Here is a 26,432-nt window from a genome sequence, read left to right as displayed (position 1 = left end):
CCCCTGCCCTTTAAGGATCCCACATGTTATCCGTGCTGTGTGGGACTTCACCGCGCCTTAGCCTGCTAGGGACGGCTAAGTTTTTTACCGGAAAACGTATAGCCTCACAACCATTTCTCTATATTATTAATTAGCCGATGTCGGCTCTATAATTCCTATGAAGGGGTCGCCCGTACCATAACCGTCTTCAGGGCCACCAGCACCAGCGCCGGGGGAAATAGTTAAAACTCTGTCGGGCCCTTGCCAAGGAATTTCGGTCCAATCCAGCGTCTGGGTTTCTTCTTTCCACTCACCACTTGTGAGGTTGAGCCACTTAATATTGACCTCATCTATATAGACCCATGGATCTAACGCAATCGTCGTTCTTCCGTCAGGGAAGTAGACAGCGTAGGCCTCGCCGACATTCGCCAGACAATAATCAGCTTTAATGTGGTGGCCAATCGTCTCGCAGCCTGGATAGGGCGTAGAATTGAAGATATCAAACTCTTTTAAAAACATAGAGGCTGCTTTAATCGTATGCTGCGCTCTATCACTCAGACCGATCCCCCACCAGTCTCCTGCGGGCCTATGAAATCTCACAGACGCAGCGCCAGCAAATATATTTCTCCAAAACCTCTCGACCGCCTCATTTGCTGATCCGGCCGAAGTGTTTTCTCCGGCGGCCGCGCCATAGATTTTTTCATTATTCATTGGCATGGGCCCTTCTTGCTGCGCATCGATCATGCTCCGCCAATGGATTAAGTTCTCATAATGTTTGTATCCAATGGCTCCAGCAGCGTTCTGGTTGTTCTGAGATACTTCAACGTAGGAGTATAATTCTCTATTCGACATTGCATGCCTGACTGAATTACCGGGTAGTAACTGCATACTGGTGACATGTATGTTTTTTCCCTGCGACATCGAAGAGTCTTTCAGGAACTTAGCCCAGTAATTCTCCCACTCAGCCCCAAGCGAGCTCTCGTTCTGGATGTTGTAAATAATGTGATCATAATTCAGCGTAATCGATAATAGTTTATCGACATACCTATGCTGATAAGTCAGCACCGGCTCGTTTTTCTCTTCAACAGCTTTACCGTAGAAATCTTTCGCATCCCCAATTGTTTCGGGCTCCCAGTTGACATTATTTTCCGGGTTTAAGGGGTGAACAGGAAAACGGTCGTACAACAAGTCAAACCAGTCCCATAGCGTCAGCTGGACGATGATTCCTCTCTTCTCCGTTTGCTTAAGAAAAAAATCCAGTCGGCTCCAGTATTCGCCATTCCACTGGGTCAAGTCATACTTGCCGTCGTCGACTTCTTCAACCGCAAACACATTGCCATCTTTCCTGTCTGACATCGTGCATCTAACATAGTTACCACCGACCGACCGTAACAAATCAAGATGATCGGTCAGCTGCTTTCCTGTCCACTGCCAAAGGTTGTCTTCGTTGCTCCCCCCAATCAACATGATTGGCTCGCCTTTATACTGCCAATACCATTGATTCTCGTGATAGGGCTGAATAGACGAGTCTGCTTTGCTGTTAACTTCTGCCAACACAGAGTTTGAACCGCTTAAAACGAGCCCTAACACAACAACTAAATACGTTGATATAATTTTCTTGATCATCTTCACTATTCCAAAACGATATGAATTTTCCAAGCGGAAGCCTAGTGGATTTCACTGACAGGCGGCCCCAGGTAGCTCTTGCGCACATCGCCACGGTGTACGACGACTTTCTCCAAAACCACTCCCGGATCGACCATCCAGATCTTCAAACGGTGGATGCCGGGTTCGCTGATCTTATGCTGACTGCTCATGGTTCGCGCGTTGTCTTTAACCCACTCATACCAGCTGAGAATGGCCGGTGATGATTTGTCTTTCCGCTCACTGGGGTCTTGGTATTGTTCCCCCGAGAAAGCGTCGATTACGACGGGATCGTGATTATCAAAGGATACGGCCAATCGAACACCACGGTCCGGTTGGATATTCAGGGCAATACCCGTGATCACGTCAACCGTATACTCACCCGGCTCGGCGATGAACACGTCATACTCAAGATAGGGGGCGTTCTCTGCTGGTATCGCGCTTTCGCTTCGCGCCGGGAACACCGACATACCCGATACACCCCGACCGTAATCAGGGATTTTCTCCCAGGCCACATCGCGTTTGGCCACGTTCTTGTGGTAGGACTCGGCCGCAAACGTGATCGGCCCCGTTAGGCCACCATGGGCGTTCAAGCGCTCGTGCTCAAACTTGTCCGACCGCACGGCATTGACGGTAATAGTGACGCTGTCGCCCCCTTTCTCTGACACGACGACCGCTCCGGAGTGCTTGCCAACAGGCGCTTTGCTCCAGTCAACGTCAACCCAGTACCGGGTATCGCCCCCCGCGAGAACCTGCGGGTCAGAGATTTGAATCCAGGGCTTGGTTGCCTTGATATCAACCGCAACATTCTGGGTGCCGCGATTGAATACATCGACCCAATACGTTTGCTGGTTGATCGAGTCGAAGGTTGGCAACTCGGCGGGGACGGCTCCCTGAGCCTGAGCGCTGGACACCTGACCGCTGTTCGCCGTCAGGTAAGCCCTGTCCAGCTTCAAACCATCTTCACGGCGCATAATCTCTATGGTGTGAGTGCCTGCGGGAACGTCGCTAAAGGTGTTGACATCAACCACCAAGTACCCGCCGGTGGATTCGACATTGTTCTTAACCTGCCACTCGCCAGAATTCAGTCTGTAGAACAGCGAGTCGTCGTGCGTGTTGGCGGCGCTTAGCCGTAGCTTGAAAGTGAGCGTGGAAGGCTCGGACAATTCAAACGTGAAACCAAACCGTCCACTCTCATCGCTGTCGGGGTCAGTAATCGCGGCCTCTGTACCGGACTCCGGCCAAACGACGGCCTTTCCCCGGGACGCACCCTGATCCGCTATTACAACAAAGGGCGAAAAGCGCTCTTGACCCGAAAACGCTTCAAGCTCGAAGGTGATCGTGTTTGGGGCTAATTGTTCCGCCCAGGAAAACTCACTGCCTTCCATGGCAACCCCCATTGATGCCTCGTTTTTCGGATCAACACTTGATACCTCAGGCATGGTGTTCTTATCCGGGGCGTTCCAACTCGTATAGCCGATAAATGGATAGCTCATCATGTGATTCCATTTACCATTCTCCAAGCTATGGTATTCCTCGATCATTTTCTCGTTGCGCTCAAACTTTACGGCAACCTCTTGGGCATACACATTGGCACTGACTCGCCCCTGCCGGGCGTACAACTGATTTCGCCCCGCTGTAATGTACAAGTCCACCACGTTTGCACTCGCCTTGGCCGGGTATAACACTAACTGATAGAAAGCACTCTGGTACTCAGCCGGCAACTTTTCATAGATAGCCTCCGCTTTCTGGGAAATGGCCGTCCATTTTTCCAAAACCCGCTCCGCTTCCCGATGATTGACCAGGCTGAATGTGTCCGGGGATAGCAGTTCCGGCTTACGCCAGGCATTGTATTTCGCGTATTTCGTTACAATGTCCGCTATTTCTTTGGCATAGGCGCCACCAAATTCTCGCTCAGCCCATTTGACGGTAAACTCAGCGATCTTTTCTTTGTTCATGGCCTTTGGATTCCAGGCCATCTCCAGAAAGAATTCCGTCGGAACTTCCATGGGTTTGATGTCACCGACATTGGCGACCCAGATTTTATTGGCGCCATACTCATACGCCAAGTTCATCTGCTCCCACACCTTGGGCAACGGGTTGGTGTTGATCCATTCATAAGATCTGGGCGCCCCGTGATAGTCAAAGTGGTAGTAAATTCCTGCGCCCCCGGATCGGGTGCGCTCCTGAGCGGTGGGAACGCGGCGTAAATTGCCCCAGTTATCATCACACCACAGAAGAATTACATCGTCGGGAACTTCCATCCCCTTTTCATAGTAGTCCTGTACTTCTTTGTAGAGTGCCCAAACTTGAGGAACTTCCTCGGCGGGCTTTCCTTTCACATCCTCAATAATTGAGCGCTGATCAGAAACAATATCCTCCATTATCTGAATATTGTTCTTGACGTCGCCTTCCAAGCCCTTGTCACCGTCACCGCGCATACCGATTGTGATCAGAACCTCATGGTCCTTATTGCGCTCGATTCCTTCACGCCAAAATTTCTTTAGTCCCTCTTTATTCGTCTCGTAGTTCCACTCGGCATTACCATAATCACTCTTCGCTCTGCTCCAGTCGGAGTGGGCTCGTGTCATCGGCTCATGGTGAGAGGTCCCCAGGACAATCCCCAGCTCATCCGCCAGACGAGCACTCTCTGGATCATCTCGGTAAATAGATTTACCCAGCATTCCGGGCCAAAGGTAATTTGCACGCATCCTTAACAGTAAGTCATACACGTGAGCGTACATGTCGGAATTGTAACCACCGAATTTTTCCTGCGCCCACGGCATAAGGCCCCAATCATCGTTAATAAAGATACCCCGGTACTTCACCACAGGCTCACCGGAATAATGAAACCCCGACTCGACGTAAAGAGTCTTGCTCTTTTTGACCGGAACATCCGCCCACCAGTGCCAGGGTGATACGCCAATGTTTTGCGCCAACTCGTACATACCATAGATGGTTCCACGTTTGTTGCTGCCGACGATTGCCAGCGCCTGCTCAACGCCCGGAAGCGGGTTTTCAAGGGTCTGCAGTGCGTAAGTATCCCAGCGCCCCTGTACTTGACTGACGTCAAGTTTCCCCTCCTCAACCAGGGTATCAATAACCGGGCTTTTACCAAGCGTTCCCACCAGTACCACGGGGCCCGTAGCGCCCTCTGCGTGCACTAGCCTCGGCAACTGGCCGGTTACCCTGTTGATATCTTGTTGCAAGTGTTCCGCGACCTGAAGCACCCCGGTGTGATCTGCCTGACTCACCCAGATTGGTGCGGCATGCCCATTACTCACTAGCGGAAAAGCACCCTTTGCCGGCTTAGACGTGTGAACATAGTCCGTCCCCGAGAAGCTTACCGTGTCGTTAAGACTCAGAGGTGTCGAGGCGCCATTGTGTTGAGAGCTACACGACATTACCAGACAGCCAACCACTGTGATCAGCACTGAATAGAGTACAGGCCTTGAAGCCATTCGTATTTTTCTTATTACATCGGATGGCATACGTTACCTCTTGTGGCAGGAGCCGCAGCAGTACGGAAATTATCAATGATTCAGGATCTTAAGTGTCGATGAAGGCTTATAACGACAGTTGTTATTCTCAGCTCTTCCCGGGAAAGATCGGGAAGAGCCCTGCCTTGACGACATTTCACACCGCCGCCGGCTTGAACACGCGAGTATTAATCTGGAGTGACTTCGACAATAACCCGCTTGTACCGGGTGAGTCGCGGGCTGCCCCGGTCAGTGACTTTTAGAATGTAGTGGAGCTCTTGAGGCTGTTCCACTTCCGGCGCCCGCATGTGTACACGCGCCATGTTGTCGGCGCTGTCCACGTTAACGGGCTCCGTGGGCATCGTTCCCACTTCCGGGTAGTTCAGCCACAAAAACTGAAGGCTGTCGCCATCCGGGTCAAAGGAGTTTCGCGCGTCCAGATTGTAGTAGCTGCCCGAACTTACGGTGAGACGCTCGGCATGATTGAGCGCGGGAACCGGCGGGTGATTGGCCTCTTCGTACGGCTTAGTGGTCCAATCCATGCGCGCGGCAAAATCATTCTGGAACTCATCCCGCCACCGCCAGAGCGTTACGCGGTAGCCTTCGAAGGTTTTTCCCAGAGGCTCCAATGAGCGTCCAAAATCAGAATAGACGTGGGGCTCATAGGTGTCATTGGCATTGGTCCAAATGGGGCGGGTTTCCGCCTCTACCGGCACGCCACCAGTGAAACCCTCCGGGTCCAGCGCGCTGAGTTCCGGTACATAACGCTCGTAGCGCCCTCCCCAGCCGCCCCAATCCGGACGCTCCGGCGTGTTTAAACCATTAGGAATAAGGTTTAACCAAGAGGGTGTATCCCCCTCCACTCCGTAGGCAACGTCTGGGTATTGAGCGCCGAGCGGGCCGTGGTTTTGCTGGATATTGTTCGCCAACCATTGGTTGCTGATGGTGGTATTATCAAAGCCATCCACGACGGTGCTGATCCCGGTCCAGGTGGCGGCTCCGTAACCACCCGGACTGACGATATAAAACAAGTTTGGGAAGTTCTCCCTCATCCAGGCGGCCGAGTCGTCCTGATCCGAAATGGTATAGACACGCAGTTTGCTGACCAGTCGCTTCAACTCCGAATCGCTGCGCGTTTCCCGCAGTTTGTACAGAGCCTGCGCCAGGGTGTTGGGACCACCCCAGACGGAAATCCACAGCGGTCGCTCATCGTCGTTTTCTAACAATTCGATTATCTTCTCTGACCCTTGCGAGTCATGGCCGGGGCCTACACCTTGCATACCGTATGTTGGCAATCCCTGGCTGACCAAGGCTCGAAGTTCATTTGCCGTGGGGTAGTCGGGTGCATGCTGCGAGAGTGTGGGGTAAACCTTCTCGTAGGCATCAATAATGGTGTGAATGGATTCGGGGGCCACCATGGTTTGTTGGTGAACGGATGTTGTGGCCACCAAGCCTTGGAGATCGATTTCGTTGGCATATAACAGGAGCCGGACCAGGGTTTGGGCATCATCCGGATCGGCTTCAATGTCGGTAAGCACCAACATTCGCGCCCTTGAATCCCCGTTCGATACAGAGTTCGATTCCTTAACGTTGCCAGCGCAGGCCGTCAGGGCCACCAATGCCAGCGAGAAAACGCTCAGGGTAAGCGTTTTTAGGAGCCTTGTTATTTGAATCATAAACACCACGCTTTGCGGTCAATTGATATCCTAGTCCAGTTCAGCGACTGGACTTCAGTCACGCCGTTGCCAGCAAGGCTTTAACGCAACTTGTATACTAGTTCCTTATTGTGCCACTGACTATATCCTAGGCGCAACCAACGCTCTGGTGAATGCGACTCTATGCATAGGCGGATGTTGGTGGGAGGGCAGCACACTCCCCTGCCCCAGCTTCCAACTGGGAGGGGGTTGAGGTCAGCTGGCTGGCGGGGTTTGATTTTGAGGTTAAGGTTATTCCAGATTTCTGTCTGAAGCGCTTTGAGCATCGATTCAGGCTGCGCCACTCAAAAACTTGGTGATTTTATAGAAAGAGGAAAAGACTTAACCATAATAGTAGGAAATAATTTCTCACCTTTTTTTAATTATCTTACGTCCTAGTAGCTTGTGGTTAGAAATCTATACACTAAACTTGCACTAGTGTATGCCGCGTAGGCCTGCCAGCTATCGTCTTTGTCTGGATCCGCAAAATCACAAACAGATTTTACTAAAAGTGGCTCTACGAAATTAGATGCATACTTTGTAGCCGAAAAGAGACCATAACCCTCCATTTCAACACCTATTACATCACGGTTTTGTTTTTTTATACCATCGACAGTAGCGGGATCTTCTAATACAACAGATCCAGTGGCTATCGGACCGACATGTAGACTTAGTAAATGACTGGGTTTTCCTGGGTGTTTCCAGTTGCTATATATTTCATCTAAAAAAGTTCTTTCGGCTGAAACGTCTTGAAAAAAAGTTCTAAATCTGGGTTCAATATGCATTTGATGGGGGGAGCTGAGAAATTCAATTTTACCATTTTTGTAGGTGATCTTGCCACTGCCCCAGTCCCAGCATGGGTCAGCCACCAGTATGTCCCCGATATTTACTTTTCCCTTGATGCCGGCGGCAATTCCGGTCATCACCAAAAGCTCTGGCGAAAATTCTTCGCATATTTTCATGGATATAGATGAGGACGCAGAAGCACCCATTCGGGGGCAAGAAGTGGCTAATATTGTTTTCTTTTCTCCATGGCGATCATTAAATATTCCAACGTAATATATTGTATTCACATCCTTATGGGGTAGTTTTTCCCAATTGCAGGGCAAGCTCAAAACTGCATCCAGCTCAGTTTTTCGCAGTGCTGTCAGTATGGCCACATCTACCTTAATTTTTTTTCTTGGGCTGTGCCTTGACTTTATATTTAAAATTTCTCTAACTTCTTCTATAGAAGCATTTAGAAAAATTGGCCAGCCTAGCGATTCAAAATATACCTTATGGGTATGGTATGAGTCGGAGTGCGAGGTCATACCGACGATATGGTGTGGGATATATATGTCATCTCTCAAGCCAATTTGCTTAAGGAGCTCAAGGCCTCCATTACTCGATATTTCTCCAGAAAGGTGCATAGGTATTTGGATGTCTAAAAACATTATGTCATATTGTTCATTTCTCATAGCCGTAATGGCATCTTTTATAGAGATGACGGAATTATGTGAATACCTCTCGCAGCCTTCCATGGCGCCAAATATGTTTTTTTGATTTTCGTAACTATCATCTACAATAAGAACACTATAACTGTTCATTACAACCTCTTAATACTTCAGCGAGTTCTTGCATCCAGTCGTCAGATGAGGATTGAAAGTAAACACACCCTTTATAGAAATCCTGATAACTCTTTTCAAATTCTTCATTAAGCTCCGCCAAGGTGATGTTGTCTTTTTCAAAGACTGCATATTGAGTAACAACCACCACGGGAACAGAGATGCCTCGAATCTTCATTTGTTTCATAAGCTCTCTTCCCGCGAAATTTTCGGGCTTTAGACCGTGAGAGTCATGCTTTGCATCCAATACGGGCATGCTCATATCAAGTAATATAAGATCGAAATCCTGATCATTTTTAATAAGTATTAATCCGGACTTGAGCGATTCGCAAATCTTAATGCAGGGCTTAACTTCATAGAATTCTTCTAAAAAATATAGAATTTCTTGAAGTTTTTCTGGCTGATCTTCTATTATAGCAATCTTCATTTTGATAAGTGTTTTTCGAGGTTGTCGATTTCCAATACAATCGCGAACCGATTTTCTTCATAGCTGAGATTTATATTGCTTTCCACTTCCATGTCCTTTTCTAGTATCTTCCATATTTTAAAAAAACCTGTCCCTCCCTCCTGCTGAATCGAGTCATTGATTAGCGACTCATCTCCATATGCATCGCTATAGAATACGAGAGATTCAGCGTCCTTGTTGTTGTGAGAGCAACTATTCTTCATTGAAAATAGAATTCCATTTTTTCGATCGCTAATACTTATTTCTATGTCAATCTCGTCATGAGAAACTCTAGATTTAGATATGGCATTCTCAAAAAGAATATGAAATATGTCAACAAAATAGTTAACAGATGATCCGTATATCTTATACTTGAATTCTTCTGTATATGTAAAATCTATTGATAATGAGTCTGCAACCATCTGTAGGATTACGCGAACATCATGCTCTCGATTGCTTTCGGGTGAGCTTTTTCGATCAAGCCATGAACATATTAAATCAATCTGGGCGTTAATTTTATTTTTTGCTCGAACAACACTGTTGCAAAGTTCGTGTTGAGCCCAACAAGTTTCAGTCTTGCTTTTAATGTTTGTTAATAGATTTTCTGTCAATAAAGCTATGTGTGTCCTGCTTTGATTTTCGATTCTATTTCGTATCTCAAAGAAGCTATCGTCAGCTTTCTGCCAGAGCCAGTCTATCATGACCTTGACAAGATCTTCATAAGTGGGGGAAATCGGAAGCTTTTTTTCAACATAAAAGCATTCTATGGGGGATACTGAAAAATTAATTTTTCCAATTGTTCCCTCGTCGATATTTTTAATCTGGGATACTTCGGAGTCAAGAGTATATATTTGAAGCCATTGGTCATTAATTAGCTCTATGTGCTCCTGAAGAAGTTTTGAGAACTCGCAAAGCTCTTGGTAAACATGATCTGCCTGGTTATCGGAAAATATAAATCTTCCTTCGCACCATCTTGACTTTTTGAAAATTCTGTGACTGCCTTGGTTGTCTTTAAATAGAATTGATTCATCTTTGAAGGGTCTTTCAATAGCGGTTGGTAGATAGCCATGGCGAATCCGAGTACTTAGATGGCTATTTAAACCTTTTTGTCCATAGGCAAATTCCTCCCTAAATAACTTGCATAAACCTAAAAACATCGAGTTTTTCTTATTTAAGTTCATGCCTTGAATGTAGATGCTTGAGAGTATGCTGGGAAAGCTAATGCTTGAATCTTTTAACGATTCATTCCTTCTTGTGGTTTCGCATATTTCTTCAAATAATAATTCATCCTCGCTATCATGGTAGGTTTTAGATTTTAGTTCAATGTAACGGTCAAAAAGAATCCTGAACTTTTCAGAATCTCTCCCTGTAAACACGCTGGTGTCTACAAATATTTTACTTTTATCTACGTCTTCTGATGCTAATCGTTGGGCCTCTTTTTTGGATATCTCTATAAGTTCGTGTGTAAGTGAGCTTGTGTTTTTAGTTTTTTTAATTAAATATTTACATATTCTACTTCGGCTTAGCTCTATGTCGTCTAAGTCAGAAAAGGTTTCGAGTAAGCTCATGTTCTCAGGGGTACAAACCCACCTAAGAAAATAATGCAGCTTTTCTTTCCCAAAGAAATCTTCTTTTCCAAAAAGTTCTTCCGGTCTACTCATTCCATTCCTTTCCAGGAAGAGCTCAAAGCTATACTTAAGATCTGAATCATATCTGTCATCAACGACTTTTGAGTAGATGGCTAAAGATATAGGATAATCAATTTTTTCTGATCGCTTGTATTTTAATAGTGCGGCAGATATAACATTCTCGATGTCAAATATTGGTATGTAGTTAGAGTTTTTCACGCTTTCTTCGGTAAATATTTTTACGGCTTCGTCATGTTTTTCTGAATATATAAGGCAATCAACAAGTAGTCTGTATGACTCCAGTGTTATCAAGCTGTCCGTGCCGCCGGATACTGAGTTGTACAAATTTTCGGTGGCGGCGAAGTGCATTCCTTTATCTATCATTCCTTTTATTTTGTATCGAGAAAGAATTTCTTGAGGAACGTTAAGTTGTTTCAATTTACTTCCCTTTTCAACTGAAAGTTCGTAAAGAAATCTAACAAACCATATGTTTGGGAAGGTTTTCGTTAATTCTACTAGGTATTCACTTCCAAATACTGTTGACTGAGATGGAGAAAACATCGGGTTTCGTATAGTTAGCATCTTTTCAGAGGAAAATATTTTTTCACTGCTAGAGAAATTTCCTTCTCGATCAATAAATGTTTTTAGATCGTTGAACCAGTCGATAGACCTATAAACATACGATATGTAGTCAAGATCTTGTATTGATTTATTGCAGTCACTATCTTTAAGTAGCACGCTCTGCATTTTTTCAATTAACTCGTATATGATTCCGCTGCCATTTAACAGGTTTTCTCTTACATTGGACTTCGCCACCATTTCAATAATCGGAAATGGTAGTCGAGTTAGCCCGTAATCTATTGCCTTCTCTATGCATTCTTTATGTGATCCCTTTTCGTGTAGGCTGCAGATTAAGAAAAAGTTCTCGTTCAATGATAGGTCATCAAAGCAAATAAGCTTGTTTAAATACCGGATATTTTTTGCGGTTACGGATTGGAAGTCTTCATCTAAAACTCTAAGAAGTTCTTTCGACTGATCGCTTTCCTCTAATTCCTTTTTTTCAGATAGCAATTCGGAATAAGAGGTGATTGCTAGAAACAGGTCAATTATAGATGCGTTTTTCTCTGTTTTTAATAGTTGAAAGTAGTCACATCTGCGTATGAACGTTTTCGGGGCGATGTGGTACCATGCAATATTCTTCACATATTCGTTGTTTATTCTTTCTATGTTTGCTATTTCTGTTCCCAAAAATAAAATGAATGAGTCTTTGTTGCAAAAGAAGGAGCATTTTTCAACCAAAGAGGATAGCAGTCTGTTTTCAACAACTGCATTGGACAAATATTTTTTTTCTTCTTGATCGCCATTTTGCATGCAAGATGTTAACTGAGCCCGTATTTTTATGGACCAGAGTGATATGCCGCATCTATCGTCAACCTCTCTGAGGATTGATTCGACCAGGTGATTATCTCCCTCTAATATTGCCCTCGTTATTAAATTCTGTCTTTCGATAAAAAACTGTAATTTATCCCGATGATGTGAAATTAGTCCTAGACCCCATGAAAGATTTTGTTCTAATGTAGCGCTTGGTGTTGCTGCGCTATAGAAATCAACAATATCTCTATGTAGGGTTAAGTTGCTGGCCTTGGGGATCAGATTGCTCTTTGCTATCTCGTCAAAATTTAAGTAAATTTGCTGTGGGGATAATGACGAAAAAATTTCAACTACAGCGTAAGTTTCCCTTTCTTGAACGCTTAATGGAACAGGCTTTCTTCCGAGCATTCTCCTTTTGTTGTTGGAGTTAATAATTATTCTTTTGGCGACACTTAATTTCTTCGTGCTTTTTGGTTTTGTACGATTTTTGTTCTTTGGGGGCACAAAAACCTCCTCTCTTCCCGGTGAGAAAAATTGCTGATTATGTCTGTATGAAAGCTGAATATTGTTTACGAAAATTCATGCCATTAAAGTAGTAATCCTTTTTAACCTGATACGTCTGCTGAGCCAAGTGAAAATATTCGGTAGAAAAAATTCTGAATATTCGACTTCATGGCGAGGTTGTGAAGGAGGGAAAAGCCCTTGAACAACCTACTGCTAGTGCTTGACGATAAGTCGGCTCGACCTATTTGGGTAGAATTGACACTGTGCGTAATGGAAAAAGCCTTCAAGGCACTCCACAGCCAGTGACGGCACGCCGTGCCTGCCAGCGAATAAGTCTCGTCTGAGGGGGTGTTTTGCACCATGTGTCCAATTCCTTTGGTACTGGGTGGCCTGTTCTTTTAGGGGTCATTTGGCACAAATCTACTCCCTCTTCGGGGGTGGTGCAAGCCCTGTTGGCCCTGGCTGGCTTTCTGCTTCTAGCGGTTCTGGGCGAGTTTATTGCGGTTTGTGCCTACCACCGCCAGCAGCCTATTGGCGGTGGTGGCTGTGCGACTCACAATTGAAGTCGTTTTTTAGGTGGCATCCACCACGGCCAAATTTACATAATTTAGCCCTTTTAAGCCCAGTAATCCGGCCATTCACACTATACTGACAAGCTAATAAATTCGGTAATGCGGTGCGCGATTGCGGCTGAACCTTACGGAGAATAAATATGAAGCTCAATGTGAACGGAAAAACACAAGATATTGACGTTGAATCCGACACACCGCTGTTGTGGGTGTTGCGCGAGCAACTGGGGCTAACCGGCACTAAGTACGGCTGCGGCATTTCAATGTGTGGTGCCTGTACTGTTCATATTGACGGCGTGGCTCAGCGCAGCTGTGTACTTCCCGTTAGCGCCGTTCGCGAAGATCAAAAAATAACCACCATTGAGGGCCTTGGTGTTCAGCAGTTTCATCCGGTTCAGGACGTTTGGGCTGAGATTGACGTACCTCAGTGCGGTTATTGCCAGTCCGGCATGATTATGGCCGCATCCTCGTTGCTTGCGCAAAATAGCGACCCGAGCGATGACGATATACGCCGTGGCATGGGCAACATCTGCCGCTGTGGCACTTACCCTCGTGTTATTGAGGGAATCAAGAAAGCGGCTAAACAACTCAGAGCCAATGCTGAATCAGGAGGCCAAGATGCCAACGCGTAAAAAGGATGATCTTCTGAACTCACCCAGTAATGAATCACGCCGCAATTTCCTGAAAGGCTCGACAGTCGCTACCGGCGCGTTTGTATTTGGCTTTAGTTTTCCGCTGGCAAAAACGGCACTGGCACAGGCCGGTTCCGATGAAGTGAACGCCTGGGTCGTTGTGCAGCCCGATGAAACCGTACTGATTCGCATTGCGCGGATTGAAATGGGCCAGGGTTCGCTTACGGGCCTGGCGCAACTGGTGGCCGAAGAGCTTGAGTGTGACTGGGACAATGTAGGCTTTGAGTTGGTAAAGCCCGGAGCCAATCTGCAACGCGATAATGTCTGGAAATCGCAATCAACCGGTGGCTCTACAGCCATACGGGGCTCACACGAATATTTACGCAAAGGCGGAGCAACCGCTCGCGCGATTCTTGTGGAGGCGGCCGCGCGTCAGTGGCAAGTGCCCGCCCAAGAATGCAAAGTTAATAAAGGCGTTATTACTCATTCGGCATCCAATAATTCGACCACATTTGGTTCCGTAGCCGCTCTAGCCAATGGCATTGAAGCACCCGAAAACATTGAACTGAAGGATCCGTCTTTGTGGACCATTGCGGGGAAACCCCTCAAGCGATTAGACACGAAAGAAAAAGTCGACGGCTCGATGGTGTACACCTCTGACCTCACCCTGCCCGGCATGTTGATCGCCATTCCCAAGGCCTGCCCTGTGCACGGCGGCACGCTTGCAAGCTTTGATGCCAAAGCCGTGTTAAGCATGCCTGGGGTAAAAAAAGTGGTAGCGCTGGATGACAACGCCGTGGCCGTTGTGGCCGATACTTTTTGGCACGCCAAAAAAGCCATAGACGCCCTACCCGTTAAATGGAATGAAGGCGAAAATGCCAAAGTGTCCAGCGCCAGCATTGCAGAAAAACTGCACGAGGGGCTGAGTGCGAAAACCGATTATGTGGGCAATAACATTGGCGATGCCGCCAACGTTTTGTCAAAAGCCGCTAACGTTATCGAGGCGGACTACAGTTACCCGTATCAGAATCACGCGCCCATGGAGCCGATGAGTGCAACCGTGCGCTGGCGGAAAAATGGTTGCGAAATGTGGGGCGCAACCCAAGTACCTGAATCCGCGTTGGGGGCATTGGCTGAAGCCGCTGAGTTACCCAAAGAAGTGTGTGAAGTACACACCATGCGTATTGGCGGCAGTTTTGGCCGCCGTTTAGCGACAGACTACGTGCGTCAGGCGGCGCTGGTCGCAAAGCAAATACCCGACACGCCCATTAAACTTTTATGGACGCGCGAAGAAGACATGCTCCAAGGTCATTTTCACCCGGTCACGCAGTGCCGCATGCGCGCAACGCTGGATGACGATGGTACTGTGCAGGCTCTGCACATGCGTATTTCCGGTCAATCCATTCTGGCCCATGTAAACCCCAATGCGATCGGGGGTAAAGGCGACCCGGTTATGTACCAAGGGGTTGACCCCGAAGGCGACATGGCGATTGGCTACAGCGTACCGAATTTATTGGTGGATCAGGTGATGGTCAACCCGCACATTCGCCCCGGATTTTGGCGCGGTGTGAACTTAAACCAAAACGCGCTCTACATGGAGAGCTTTATCGACGAGTTGGCCCACGCCGCGGGGCAAGACCCACTGGCATTTCGTCGCAAGTTAATGGCAAACCACCCCAAACATTTAGCCGTACTGGAAGCCGCAGCCAAAGGTATTGGTTGGGATACGAAGCCGGCCAAAGGTATTTACCGAGGCATTGCTCAGGTGAAAGGTTTTGGCAGTTACGTCGCGGCAGCGGCGGAGGTTTCCGTAACCGATGGCAAACTAAAAATACACCGCATTGTGGCGGCCACTGACCCAGGTTACGCCATTAACCCCCAGCAGATTGAAGCGCAGGTCGCCGGCTCGTTTGTCTACGGTTTATCGCCTTTGTTATCCAGCGAATGTACTGTAAAAAATGGTCGAATTGAACAGGAAAACTTCCACACTTACCAAGTGATGCAATTGCGCGATATGCCTGAAGTGGAAGTGATTACCATGCCGTCGGGCGGTTTCTGGGGTGGTGTCGGTGAGCCGACGATTGCAGTAGCGGCACCTGCCGTACTCAACGCTATTTTTGCCGCTACCGGTAAGCGTGTGCGAAATATTCCGATTAAAAATACAGATTTATCGGCGAGCTAAAGTGGGAAAGGCGCCTTGTCGCTACTAGCGAGAAGGCGTGTTCCTACTAGTGTTCAATTGCGTGGGAGTCTCTTACGCTGCTAAAAGTTAAATCCAACATTTTCCAATCATCTTCTTGCCGCTGATACACTTCTGTCACTGTAAACTCGTTGGATACCTCTTTGCCACGCACGACGGCAACCAGAGTGATTCGGTTCCAGACAATAGCCGTGTCGCCAAATAGCTCAACGGCAATGTCGTGCACGTTGGCGTTCTTGTACCAAATGCTACCGGATTTAATAATTTCTAATTCTCGATCTTTTTTCCAGCTGCCGCTCATATGGACAAACTTTGCTTTATCATGAAAAAGAATTTCCAATTTCTCTACGTCTTTATCGGCCATCCAAACCCACTTTTGCGCCGATAACGCTTTAAGTTCGGTGGCTATAGGTTCTTCGGCAATAGCGTGGGTCGCGAATATTGTTAGCAGTAAGAGTGGTGCAATGTGTTTTAACATGATTATTTCCCGTCATTAATAAAGTTTACCGATTGAGTGTCTTTCTTGAAAAGGGTTGAAGTGATAAATAGGTGCCGCTGCGCCACAGCCACTCTAGCGGGCCGTATAAGTAGTGCTTAAGCCATACATAACTAAAAACACCCTGAACGATATAAATTAATAACCCCAAAGTGACCAAGCCGAATGCCCCCCATCGGCCGAATGTGTAGCCCAGTGCCCAGGGCGCAAACAAAATACAGCCGATGACGCCTTGCATAATGTAATTAGTCAGGGCCGTTCTACCATAAGGCGCCAGTAGCTCCAGGTATTGGTTGAAGCGCTCGGAGTAATACAGGGCCAGAAAACCGCTCACTAAAGCACCGGAAAATGTGATTAAGCTTATGTCACTAAGAGTCTTCGCCAGAACAAGCCACCCCGATAAATAGACGCCTTCGGCTCTAAAAAACACGCGTGTATTTTGCTCGGGCATCAATGCTTGTAATACGCTTATGGCGGCCGTGGCCGCGGCGAAGCCCGCAAACATCAGCAGCAATTGCTTTGGATGTTGATGCGCCCGTTCCAGAAATCGACTGCGCCCTACCAATAAACCTAAAATAAATAACGCAAAAGTGACATAGCCGCGGCCAATAAAACCAAACTGGTAATTAAGCTTGCCTTCTAAGCGCTCGGCATAATTGTGTTTGGCCGAATTAATAAAAGATGGATTAGCGATGTGCTCGGGCTGCTCTCTCGTAACCTTGGGCTCGGTGGTGCCCTCTTGCTCTATGAGAGTCGGCTGATCGGGTAGCTGTTGATTGTGATGGTAGACCTGAGCAATGCGAGGCGCCCCCACAATGAGTGCGGCACATAAAACCAGCAGCACCCATGATTTTACCCGGTACAGCGCGAGCAGGAGTATGCCAAACAGCGCATAGACAGAGATGATTTCGACGCTGTAAAACGAATGACAGAACAAGCCGAAAAACATCAGAAGCAGCATTCTCCAGACAAAACGACCTCGAAAGTCTATGCCTTTTTGGGCGGCCTTATCAATTTGAATAAACAAGCTCATGCCAAACAGAAAAGCAAAAATATTGATAAAGCGGCCCATAACGATGTTACTGCCGATCCACTGTACTGCCGCATCTAGCTGCGGAAAATGGAGGACCGCTTCCGTTGAAGGGGGCAACCTGTAGCCGAATTGTTGCAGCATATGCATAACGATAATGCCAAGCAAGGCAAAGCCACGCAGTGCATCTAATGCGCTAATACGCTTAAGGGGGGATGACAAAGACTCTGACATAGATGTTTCACTCATCGACAAATTTTCTGGGCTTCTTACTGAATGGAGTTGAGAAGAATTTGAGCGCGTTGCGCTGACTGCTCGCTGACTGTGTTATGTAGAACGTCAACAAAACCCTGTAACTGATCGCGTGTTAAACCCACATTTAAGGATACCCGAAGGTGGCCGTTGAGCTGAGCATCGGTGCCACTCATGGCAGCCAGAGCACTGATGGTGACCAGTTCGCGGTCTTTATAATTTAAGGTGTCGCGTACAAAAATATCGCCAAACAGGTGTTCTTTTAAGAACACATCGATCATTGGCGCGAACTGAGCATAACCACTGGGGTTGTTGGTCATATCCCGGCCGGTAATCTCGTTGCGAACCTTATTGCCGACGGAGTTGGCATCGTAGTCGGCAGGCAGTGGGCTGGCGTCTTTACCTGTGGTTGTCTCCAGCCCCTGCTCTGCTCGCTCATCAATAACCGCAATCAGGGTATTCAAACCGTTTAAACTGCGAGGAAAGCCGGCGTAGGCATACAATTGAATCATTACCTCACGAGCCTCATAGACCGTCAAACCCTGGTCCAACGCCCGGTGTAAAGCCAATCTGAGCTTGTCGAGCTGACCGCTCGCAGTAAGCGCCGCAATGGGGACGATCGCCGCCTGTCGATCGTTTAAAGCCTTATATTTACTTTTTTCAATATCTTTTTCGGTATTTTTTAGCTCTACCTTTTCCAGCCAAGTAACGGACTCACCCTCGCCTGCCACAGGGCTAATCGCAATGTGGCGCATAGCGCTGTGTTCGCTGGCGCCATGCCAATGCTTAACGCCCGGTGGGCACCAAACCGTATCGCCCGCACGAATCGTTTGTACGGGGTTGCCCCACTGTTGCGTCTGCCCTTCCCCTTCAATAACAATCAAGTACTGGCCGTTAGGGTGTATATGCCAGTTGCTGCGGGCGCCGGCAGAAAAGTTAACTACCGTCGGGGCAACATCACCCGCTGAAGGCATCACAGGAAAGCGCGTAAAGCTTGCCTCACCCGTAAACTTATCGGCAGGCGCCTCTACCACAGTAAATGAATTGCTAGCACTAACAATTTGCTCAGACGCTGCCCAGCTGCAGGCAGAAGCCGCCAATACAATAGCTGTTATCGGGACTTTATAGACCTTTGTTTTAATTCGCACTCAATGCTCCTTATGATCCTACGATGGCTTCTTCGGTTTAAAATAAGGTTGCTGGTAGAGACGTTCGCCCTGAGCCTGATAAAGCGCATTGGCAAGAGCCGGAAATACCGGTGGAAAAGGTGGTTCACCTAAACCTGTTGGATCTATTGAATTATCTACAAAGTGCACGTCAATACTGTTTGGCATTTCATTCATACGAATCAGTCGGTAACGGTCAAAATTCTTTTTGTCTGGCACGCCATTGGTAAACGTCATCTCACCAAACAGTGCATTGCCTATGCCGTCAATCACAGCCCCCTCTACCATATTGATGGCGGAATCTTTATTGACGACGATGCCGCAATCGAGCGCGCTGTATACTTTGTCTACTTTAGGCTCGCCCTCCCTTCGCTTAACGGTAATAACCTGCGCGGCGTAGGAGTTGTGACAAAAGTAAGCTGCGACGCCCTTGTGGGTTGTGTTGGGCATGGCGTCCCAGTCAGACTTTTCGCGAACCAGCTTTAGCACGCCAGCATAACGCGCCGGGTCATAGTCGTTGTTGTCGCCCACAGGGTTGTTTTTCGCTCGCTCCAGCAGCGCCAGGCGAAAATCGATAGGATCTTCACCTGCGGCCTCAGCTAGTTCGTCTAAGAACGATTGCTCGGCTGATGCCATAAAGTTCGAGCGCGGAGCCCGAAATGCGCCGATGGTGATGTTGGAGTCAATGGCTTTGCCCTCCGCCAGGTAATTGTCGACCGCGCCGGCCGGAAACCGGTTTTCATGCACGCAGTGCTCGGCCAAACCCACACCGCTCACATGGTAGGCGACAAGCTTGTTGTCTTTGTCTAAAGCGGCCTTAATGCGCACGGTATAGCTTGGGCGATAGATGCCCATGGTCATATCGTCTTCACGGGAATAAATCAGTTTCACAGGTGCCTTTACTTGCTTTGCGATAACGGCGGCCTCGACTAAATAGTGCGAGTAGGCACGCCGACCAAAACCGCCGCCCATGCGAGTGAACTCGATGTGGATTTTGTCTTTGACGATACCCAAACGACTCGCCAGTGTGTCTTGAATAAACACCGGTGCCTGTAAAGGGCCTGCCACATGCACGCCGTCACCGGTGATTTGTGCGAAGAAGTTCATCGGCTCCAGGGTGTTATGGGCCAGATAGGGCGCTCGGTAGGTGCGTTCAATGACGGTTTCCGCCGAATCAAAAGCGCTTTTCACGTCACCATCCTCGCGCAGAGTATCCAGCTTACCCGCCAAGGCCTGATCCATTTTCTTGCCGTGATCAGTGGTGTTTTCCAGCCCGCCGGGGATGGTCACGCTTACCTCACGGCCAAAGGCGTTCATGGTTTCTGTGCGAGAGGAAAGATCTTTCCACTGGGCTTTTAGTGCTTTTTTCGCTTTCATAACCTGCCAGGTTTTATCACCGACAATGGCGATTAGGCGGGGAAAGGCGTTGGTATCAAAATAGTTTTTTTGGTAGTCGGGTTTCATGGACTCAAAAATAAAGGCATCCACAATACCCGACATTTTTTTGATCTCGTCGAGGTTGGCCGACTCTATGGTTTTCCCAAAAGCCGGTGGGTGTTCGATCATGGCGATTTTCATGCCCTCGGCTTGATAGTCGATACCAAATAGTGGCTGGCCGGTGACGATTTTTTGCCCTTCTTGGTTGTGACGTGACTTGCCAATCAACTTAAAACTGTTTTTGTCTTTTAAGTTGACTTCGGCGGGAGTGGGCATTTGCGATGCGGCAGCTGCCATCGCACCGTAACTGCTCTGTTTGTCGCTTTTAGCGTGGGTTAACGTACTGTTTTTAGCCGCAATTTCGCCAGCGGGTACTTGCCACTGCTGCGCGGCGGCTTGTATTAACATATGCCTTGCGCTGGCCCCGGCCATGCGTAGACTTTGCCAGGCGCGACGTATCGATTGGCTGCCACCGGTGAATTGCCGCTCGTAGGCACGGGCATCATAGTTGGCTTGTTTTGCGGTAATGCTTTTCCAGTCAGCGTCCAACTCTTCTGCCAAAATCATGGGCATAGAGGTCATTAAGTTTTGGCCAAATTCCGGGTTCGGCACCATGGCGGTAATTTCGCCTGATGAGGCGATCAACAAGTAGGCGTTAAGCTCGAAAGGTTGGTCGGGAATCATACCAGCAGCGGCATCACCGGCATCGGTGGGCACAACGCCCCAGCTAAAATTAATCATTAACCCACCACCCGCTGCAGCACCGGCTTTTAAGAAACTGCGGCGACCTAGTGAGGTTTTTAATTTACTTGCAAGATTTTGTGTTGCACTGTTCATTTGTGCCTCCTAGCTTTTAGCCGCTGTTTTAATGGCCGATTTAATACGCCCGTAGGTTCCGCAGCGGCAAATATTGCCAGACATGGCGCTAGTGATGGCTGCATCATCTGGGTTAGCGTTTTGCGCCAGCAGTGCAGCGGCCGACATAATCTGGCCGGCTTGGCAATAACCGCACTGCGCCACATCATACTCTAACCATGCCTGCTGAACCGGGTGGTCGCCGTTTTCTGACAAGCCTTCAATCGTTGTGACTTTACTCTCGCCAATAGCTGAGATCGGAAACGAACAGGATCTGATGGCGCTGCCATTAACGTGAACCGTACAGGCGCCACACTGAGCGATACCGCAACCGAACTTAGTGCCCACCAACTGGAGTTCGTCGCGCAGGACCCACAGTAACGGAGTATCGGCATCGGCTTCGATGTTTCGTTTTTGCTCATTAATTGTCACGGTGTAAGTTGGCATAGCGTGTTCCTCTGGTTGACGCTAACGGAATTGAAAGCTTTTTAAATCGTCCTGTGTATCAATGTCACGGCATATTCCTGAATCATCCACTTCTACCTTCCGGTAAAACGCTTGGTGTTGCTTGATCAGTTCCACGGCACCTTTGTCGCCGCCAAGCTCGGCAAGCTCGGGCCAGAAGCGGCGGCCAAAAAATACCGGGTGACCCACTTGGCCAGCGTAGGTTGGCCGAATAATGTTATTTGCGTTTGCTTTACAAGATAATTGCATCAAGGTGTTTGGCGTAATACGGGGAATGTCGCCCAGCCAAACAGCGGCAATTTGCATATCGCTCAGAGTCTTGTCTGCCAGTAGTGCCCTAAAGCCGTCCGCCATACTGGCGCCCTGCCCTTGTCGCGCATGCGGTGTTCGGTATGCCGGCGTATTGGGCGCTAAGCCCAGAGTGCTCATATCATCGTCATCGCGAATAATCACCCGGACGTTTTTAAAAAAACTGGCGGCACAGTGGTAGCTGGCCGCCAGCAGCGTTTGTTGCCGGTTAAGTTTGGCAGCGCGTTTATCGTTATTACCAAAACGAGTTGAGAAGCCTGCCGCGACGATTAAAGCCACCACCTGATCGTTTTGAGCATCGGTATTATTAAAGCTCATGGCGCTCTTTGCCCCGCTGCACTCGCAGTATGTCGGCCATAACGGCCAACGCAATTTCGGCGGGTGTTTTGCTGCCAAGCGCCAGGCCAATTGGCATATGAATACGCGCAACTTCCTCCGCGGTTAAACCGCCGATGCGCTGCAAACGCTCGGCACGGATTTGTGACGTTTTATGAGAGCCCATCACACCAATATAAAAAGCCGGTGTCTGGATCGCCTCCATTAATGCCAAGTCATCAATTCGTGGGTCGTGGGTTAAACCAACAATGGCGGTCGCATGATGGCAGTTATCCGCTGCTGCGATAAACAGTGAGGGGAGTAGGTATTCTGCGCGTATTCCCGGAACGTTAACATTCGCCCAGGCCTCTTCGCGCGGGTCGCAAACGATCACTTCAAACCCCATTGCTAAGGCAAACTCGGCGCAATAGATAGACACGCTTGAGACGCCGGCGATAATCAGGCGCGATACCGGCCCCACCCGGATATCCACAAACCGCTCATCCGGGTCTAGCCAGACGCGCTCGCTTTGGGGCTGATCGTGCAGTAATAATGCGCCGCTACTTTGTTTTGAATCATCGAGAATCACTCGGCGTGTTTTGACCGTTTGTCCATCTAGGGTCGCCAATAGGTTTTGCAGATGCTCGGTATTCTCTGGCGTGGACGCGAGATTTTCTATTAATACATCTAGGCTGCCGCCACAGGGTAAGGTAACCCGATTGTTGCCCATATTACCTTCGGCGCCGTAGCGAATTCGCTCGACCGGCTTTTGGAAGCGCCCGTCACCCAGTTGCTGCAGAAAGTCCTCCTCTACGCACCCGCCTGAGAGTGAGCCCACATGCTGACCATCGCATGTGGCCGCCATTAACGAGCCGGGCTCGCGCGGTGACGAGCCAAAGGTGGCCAGTACGGTGCACAGCCAGATCGGCTCATCGTTGTGTAGCCATTGCAGCGCCTGTGAAATAACGTGTTTATCAAGATTTTGCATGAGTAAGTTCGTGTTGATTAGAGTCGGCACTCAACCTGGAGAGCCATGAATTTACCTGATTCATGGTATCTCTTTCTTGGTCGCACTCTTGTGAATAAGCATCAAGAATCGTTGCCCGAGGTGCGAGCTGCTTAAGCACGGTCACGCTGTCGCCCAAGCCGTATTTACCGTGCGTAATAAAAGGTACCAGGGTTTTATCGGTTAAATCATGCTGCGCCAGGAATGAGCGAATTACCGGCGGTGCGGTCATCCCCCAGATCGGAAACCCGATAAATACCCGCTCATAACCACTGAAACCGGGAACCCGTTGCTTGAGTGGTGGTTGATAGCCCGCATCTCGCTCTCGGCGGGCTTGCTCGACATTGGCCTCGTAATCAGCGGGGTATGGTGTGGCGGGCGCAATCACAAACATGTTGGCGTTTAGCTTCCGTGCAAGCTGCTCGGCCACCACCCGTGTGTTGCCCGAGCGGGTAAAGTAGGCGATTAACGTGGTGCTTTGGCGTGGCTTTACATCAGGCAAAGCAGTGGTTTTGCTGGCCAGAGTACCCAGTGCGCCCAATAGGGGTAGCGACATCAGCCGTGTTAATAGTTGCCGTCTTGGTAGCACCATTGGCTCCTCTTAAAGGGTTTAAGAGATAGTAGAAGCCAAGGCGGCAACAGACAAGATCAAAAATAGGGATACGTTGTTGAGCAAAACTCATTAATGCGAGTTGCCACTGTATAATCATGGCTCTTTGTGGCGTAACGCTTCAACAATGATAGGAAAAGCCCCAGAGGCTTGTTTTCGACTGGGGTAATAAAGGTGATAACCGGTATAGGGGATACACCACTCGTCTAGTGTACGCACCAATCGCCCGGCTTTTATATGCTCCAGTACCGTATCCTCCGGTACATAGGCCAGGCCCTGTCCGGCCAGCGCCGCGCGCACAATGGGACTGACGCTGTTGTAAATCCACTGCCCGGAGACCTTTACCTTGAATTCTCGTCGGTCTTTATCATCAAAAACCCAAGGCAAAAGTCCACCGTGGGTGGGCAAGCGAAGGTTGATACAGCTGTGCTCGGTTAGCTCATAAGGGGTAGCGGGTTTGGGGTGTTTGGCAAAATAATCCGGCGAGCCTACGACGGCAATGCGTTGATCGGGCCCAATGCGCACCGCAATCATGTCCTTGTCTAGCTCATCACCCAGCCGAACACCGGCATCAAAGCGCTCGGCGGCGATGTCGGTACGGGCGAAATTAACAGATACTTCAACGGTAATATCCGGGTACAGCGGCAGAATTTTGGCAAGTTTAGGCCAGATAATACTATTGGCCGCGTGCTCGGCGGTGGTAATACGTACCGTGCCGGCGGGTTTTTCACGCTGCTCGCGCACGGCCTCCAGGCCTAAATCAATTTCATCAAAGTGCGGGGCGATCCGCTGGTACAGACGCTCGCCCGCCTCGGTGGTCGAGACGCTGCGGGTGGTGCGGGTTAACAAGCGTACTTCTAACCGCGTCTCCAATGCCCGAATGGCGTGACTTAATGCAGAGGTTGAAATCCCCATTTTTGCCGCCGCCCGGGTAAAACTGCCCTCACGAGCTATTTCGATGAATGCGAGTAACTCGCTATAACTGTTTTTTGAAGCCATTATTGAATCATGCTAAATTATGTGTTTGGTATTATGAGTTTTTTCAAACTATAGCATTTTTCTGAATTTACTCTTGGTTTTGTTTTCAGCTGAAGTTACAGGTTGTCTATGACTCCTCTAGCTGTGCACGTTCTCACTAGTGCGCGCTACCCTTGGGTGATAAAAAGCCGCTCCTATCTTGCAAGAGCGGCCTTCTCCTTTTCTAATGTTCTAATTCATCGCACTTTTAGGACGTTGCCACTATTGACGTAACAAGCGCCAGTGTTGATTGCTGGCCCCAGTGCGCTGCCACTGCAACACGTTGGCGCCATTGGCGGTACTGCGCCCGCTGACGTCCAACAGCTTGTTACTCATGTCGGACTCAATCTCAACCATATTGCTGCCGACTGAGTTCAAGCGCCATTTTTGTCCGGGGCCGCCCCAGTATTCCCACTGAGCGATATCAGCGCCGTTGGCTGAGCTTTGCTCCCATACGTCCAGGCTCTTTTGGCTCCAGGCGTTAATCAGGCTGTAAGTACCCGTACCGTGATCAACCAAATACCACTTCTGGTGCAGCCAGTCGTTAAAGTCGTACTGTACCGCCGTCGTGCCGTTGTCGGTAACCGCTCCTTCAATTTCCAGTGCCTTACCGCTGTTGCGCGACTGCAACTGGTACAGGCCTTCGCTGTAACCCCCACAACTGTGGATCGAGTTGAAGTTGCTGGTCATGGTTGGCCAACCACCGACAAAATCCATGCGCTGAATGTCTAATTTAGCGGTGCCATTCTGGTTTAGGTCGTAGTAGTGCGTGGTGGTGTAGTTACAACCGTCTTGCTTAATAATACCAACGTGGCCAGGGCCTTTACGGTTGCCGCTGACATTGGGCATTAAGTTGCGCTCGCCTGTGTAAGGGCCAAACACGCTGGTTGAGCGCGCCACTTGTACCCGGTAGGTACTGTTTACGCCCTGACAGCAGTTGCCGCGGGTAAAGAACAGGTAGTAGTAATCGCCGTTGCGGGTAATGTAAGGCGCCTCGATGGATTGATGCCCTCCACCAAAAATATGCTGTACCGATGAAGACAACTTACCGGTGCTCTGATTTACCTCGGCGACACCTAAGCCACCAAACCACGAACCGTAAGACATATACACTCGACCGTCGTGATCACGAAATAAGGCCGCATCAATAGCGTTAATCTCATTATTACCACCATAAGACTGCACCACTGGCCCCAGGTCTTCCCAATTTGGTTTTTTTAGCGAGGCGGTACGCGCAACACCGATGGCAGAGCGAGAACTACCAAAGCTTGATGCCGAATAGTACAGGTAGAAGTAGTCGCCCATTTGAATAATATCGGGCGCCCAAAAATGGCCGCCAAACCCGGGGACGGCATTATTGATCCAGCTAGGCCAACCGCTGTTGAATACGGTACCCGGGTTGCCCCAGTTCACCATATCGGTAGAGCGCGAATACCAGACACCGTCACCGGTGGTGAAGTGAAAATAGGTATCACCGTCTTTTACCAGGGTGGATGGATCGTGAGAGTTAGTAATACCGGATAGGTTCAGCGCGCTGGCAATGCTGCTAAAGCTAATCAAGCTCAAAAGTCCAACTCGAGCCGTTTTACGCGCAATATCACGTACGGAAGAAAGCATAAACAACCTCTTTTATCATTATGTAAGGTTTCGTTGTCCGTAACTTTTATTGTCATATTGTCCTACAATAATAACATTAACAGAAATTTTCCTTTATGCCTAGTAATG

Annotated in this window: 18 protein-coding genes; 2 read left to right on the top strand and 16 right to left on the bottom strand. The window is 48.7% G+C overall.

Annotated features, from left to right (window positions below):
- Window positions 1-126: 126 nt before the first annotated feature.
- The 6 genes from QWI17_RS07315 to QWI17_RS07290 all read right to left on the bottom strand — a co-directional run bounded on the left by QWI17_RS07315 (window position 127) and on the right by QWI17_RS07290 (window position 12,348).
- Window positions 127-1,605 (bottom strand): hypothetical protein, encoded by a 1,479-nt coding sequence (locus tag QWI17_RS07315; RefSeq protein ID WP_302721863.1) that lies wholly within the window; start codon window positions 1,603-1,605, stop codon window positions 127-129.
- A gap of 41 nt (window positions 1,606-1,646) precedes the next feature.
- Window positions 1,647-5,084 (bottom strand): glycosyl hydrolase 115 family protein, encoded by a 3,438-nt coding sequence (locus QWI17_RS07310; protein WP_302721862.1) that lies wholly within the window; start codon window positions 5,082-5,084, stop codon window positions 1,647-1,649.
- A 206-nt stretch (window positions 5,085-5,290) separates the two neighbouring features.
- On the bottom strand, window positions 5,291-6,778 hold the full coding sequence (locus QWI17_RS07305) for a DUF1593 domain-containing protein (protein ID WP_302721861.1): 1,488 nt from the start codon (window positions 6,776-6,778) through the stop codon (window positions 5,291-5,293).
- A 413-nt stretch (window positions 6,779-7,191) separates the two neighbouring features.
- Window positions 7,192-8,382: a phosphorylase family protein gene (locus tag QWI17_RS07300; RefSeq protein WP_302721860.1), complete on the bottom strand. Its 1,191-nt coding sequence runs from the start codon at window positions 8,380-8,382 to the stop codon at window positions 7,192-7,194.
- Complete coding sequence (locus QWI17_RS07295) at window positions 8,369-8,827, bottom strand: response regulator transcription factor (RefSeq protein ID WP_302721859.1); 459 nt, start codon at window positions 8,825-8,827, stop codon at window positions 8,369-8,371. The genes QWI17_RS07300 and QWI17_RS07295 overlap by 14 nt, the downstream gene beginning before the upstream one ends.
- Complete coding sequence (locus tag QWI17_RS07290; RefSeq protein WP_302721858.1) at window positions 8,824-12,348, bottom strand: GHKL domain-containing protein; 3,525 nt, start codon at window positions 12,346-12,348, stop codon at window positions 8,824-8,826. The genes QWI17_RS07295 and QWI17_RS07290 overlap by 4 nt, the downstream gene beginning before the upstream one ends.
- A gap of 712 nt (window positions 12,349-13,060) precedes the next feature.
- Here QWI17_RS07290 and QWI17_RS07285 point away from each other — a divergent pair.
- Together QWI17_RS07285 and QWI17_RS07280 are read left to right on the top strand one after the other, a co-directional pair.
- Window positions 13,061-13,549: a (2Fe-2S)-binding protein gene (locus QWI17_RS07285; protein WP_302721857.1), complete on the top strand. Its 489-nt coding sequence runs from the start codon at window positions 13,061-13,063 to the stop codon at window positions 13,547-13,549.
- Window positions 13,536-15,731: a xanthine dehydrogenase family protein molybdopterin-binding subunit gene (locus tag QWI17_RS07280; protein WP_302721856.1), complete on the top strand. Its 2,196-nt coding sequence runs from the start codon at window positions 13,536-13,538 to the stop codon at window positions 15,729-15,731. The genes QWI17_RS07285 and QWI17_RS07280 overlap by 14 nt, the downstream gene beginning before the upstream one ends.
- A gap of 46 nt (window positions 15,732-15,777) precedes the next feature.
- Here QWI17_RS07280 and QWI17_RS07275 read toward each other — a convergent pair whose 3' ends face one another.
- From QWI17_RS07275 to QWI17_RS07230, 10 genes are all read right to left on the bottom strand, one after another.
- A complete protein-coding gene (locus QWI17_RS07275) occupies window positions 15,778-16,227 on the bottom strand; it encodes a nuclear transport factor 2 family protein (protein ID WP_302721855.1) in 450 nt (149 codons plus the stop codon).
- A 25-nt stretch (window positions 16,228-16,252) separates the two neighbouring features.
- The gene (locus QWI17_RS07270; RefSeq protein ID WP_302721854.1) at window positions 16,253-17,524 is read right to left on the bottom strand and encodes a DUF418 domain-containing protein; all 1,272 of its coding nucleotides are present in this window, start codon (window positions 17,522-17,524) and stop codon (window positions 16,253-16,255) included.
- 20 nt (window positions 17,525-17,544) lie between these two features.
- The gene (locus QWI17_RS07265; protein ID WP_302721853.1) at window positions 17,545-18,675 is read right to left on the bottom strand and encodes a cupin domain-containing carboxymuconolactone decarboxylase family protein; all 1,131 of its coding nucleotides are present in this window, start codon (window positions 18,673-18,675) and stop codon (window positions 17,545-17,547) included.
- Window positions 18,676-18,693: 18 nt separating this feature from the next.
- Window positions 18,694-20,967 carry a xanthine dehydrogenase family protein molybdopterin-binding subunit gene (locus tag QWI17_RS07260; RefSeq protein ID WP_302721852.1) on the bottom strand — a complete coding sequence of 758 codons (2,274 nt, stop codon included), beginning with the start codon at window positions 20,965-20,967 and terminating at the stop codon, window positions 18,694-18,696.
- A gap of 9 nt (window positions 20,968-20,976) precedes the next feature.
- On the bottom strand, window positions 20,977-21,432 hold the full coding sequence (locus QWI17_RS07255; RefSeq protein ID WP_302721851.1) for a (2Fe-2S)-binding protein: 456 nt from the start codon (window positions 21,430-21,432) through the stop codon (window positions 20,977-20,979).
- A 21-nt stretch (window positions 21,433-21,453) separates the two neighbouring features.
- Window positions 21,454-22,077: a nucleotidyltransferase family protein gene (locus QWI17_RS07250; RefSeq protein WP_302721850.1), complete on the bottom strand. Its 624-nt coding sequence runs from the start codon at window positions 22,075-22,077 to the stop codon at window positions 21,454-21,456.
- Window positions 22,067-23,062: an XdhC family protein gene (locus QWI17_RS07245; protein WP_302721849.1), complete on the bottom strand. Its 996-nt coding sequence runs from the start codon at window positions 23,060-23,062 to the stop codon at window positions 22,067-22,069. Before QWI17_RS07245 ends, QWI17_RS07250 begins: the two co-directional genes overlap by 11 nt.
- Window positions 23,049-23,672: a flavodoxin gene (locus QWI17_RS07240; RefSeq protein WP_302721848.1), complete on the bottom strand. Its 624-nt coding sequence runs from the start codon at window positions 23,670-23,672 to the stop codon at window positions 23,049-23,051. Before QWI17_RS07240 ends, QWI17_RS07245 begins: the two co-directional genes overlap by 14 nt.
- A gap of 114 nt (window positions 23,673-23,786) precedes the next feature.
- Window positions 23,787-24,689 (bottom strand): LysR family transcriptional regulator, encoded by a 903-nt coding sequence (locus QWI17_RS07235; RefSeq protein ID WP_302721847.1) that lies wholly within the window; start codon window positions 24,687-24,689, stop codon window positions 23,787-23,789.
- A gap of 240 nt (window positions 24,690-24,929) precedes the next feature.
- Window positions 24,930-26,324 carry a family 43 glycosylhydrolase gene (locus tag QWI17_RS07230; protein ID WP_302721846.1) on the bottom strand — a complete coding sequence of 465 codons (1,395 nt, stop codon included), beginning with the start codon at window positions 26,322-26,324 and terminating at the stop codon, window positions 24,930-24,932.
- Window positions 26,325-26,432: the final 108 nt, after the last annotated feature.

Origin of the sequence: Gilvimarinus gilvus (assembly GCF_030518155.1) — a bacterium.
Classification (GTDB): Bacteria; Pseudomonadota; Gammaproteobacteria; order Pseudomonadales; family Cellvibrionaceae; genus Gilvimarinus; species Gilvimarinus gilvus.
Note: the sequence above shows the minus strand (reverse complement) of the source record. Positions and strands in the feature narration are given on the sequence as shown.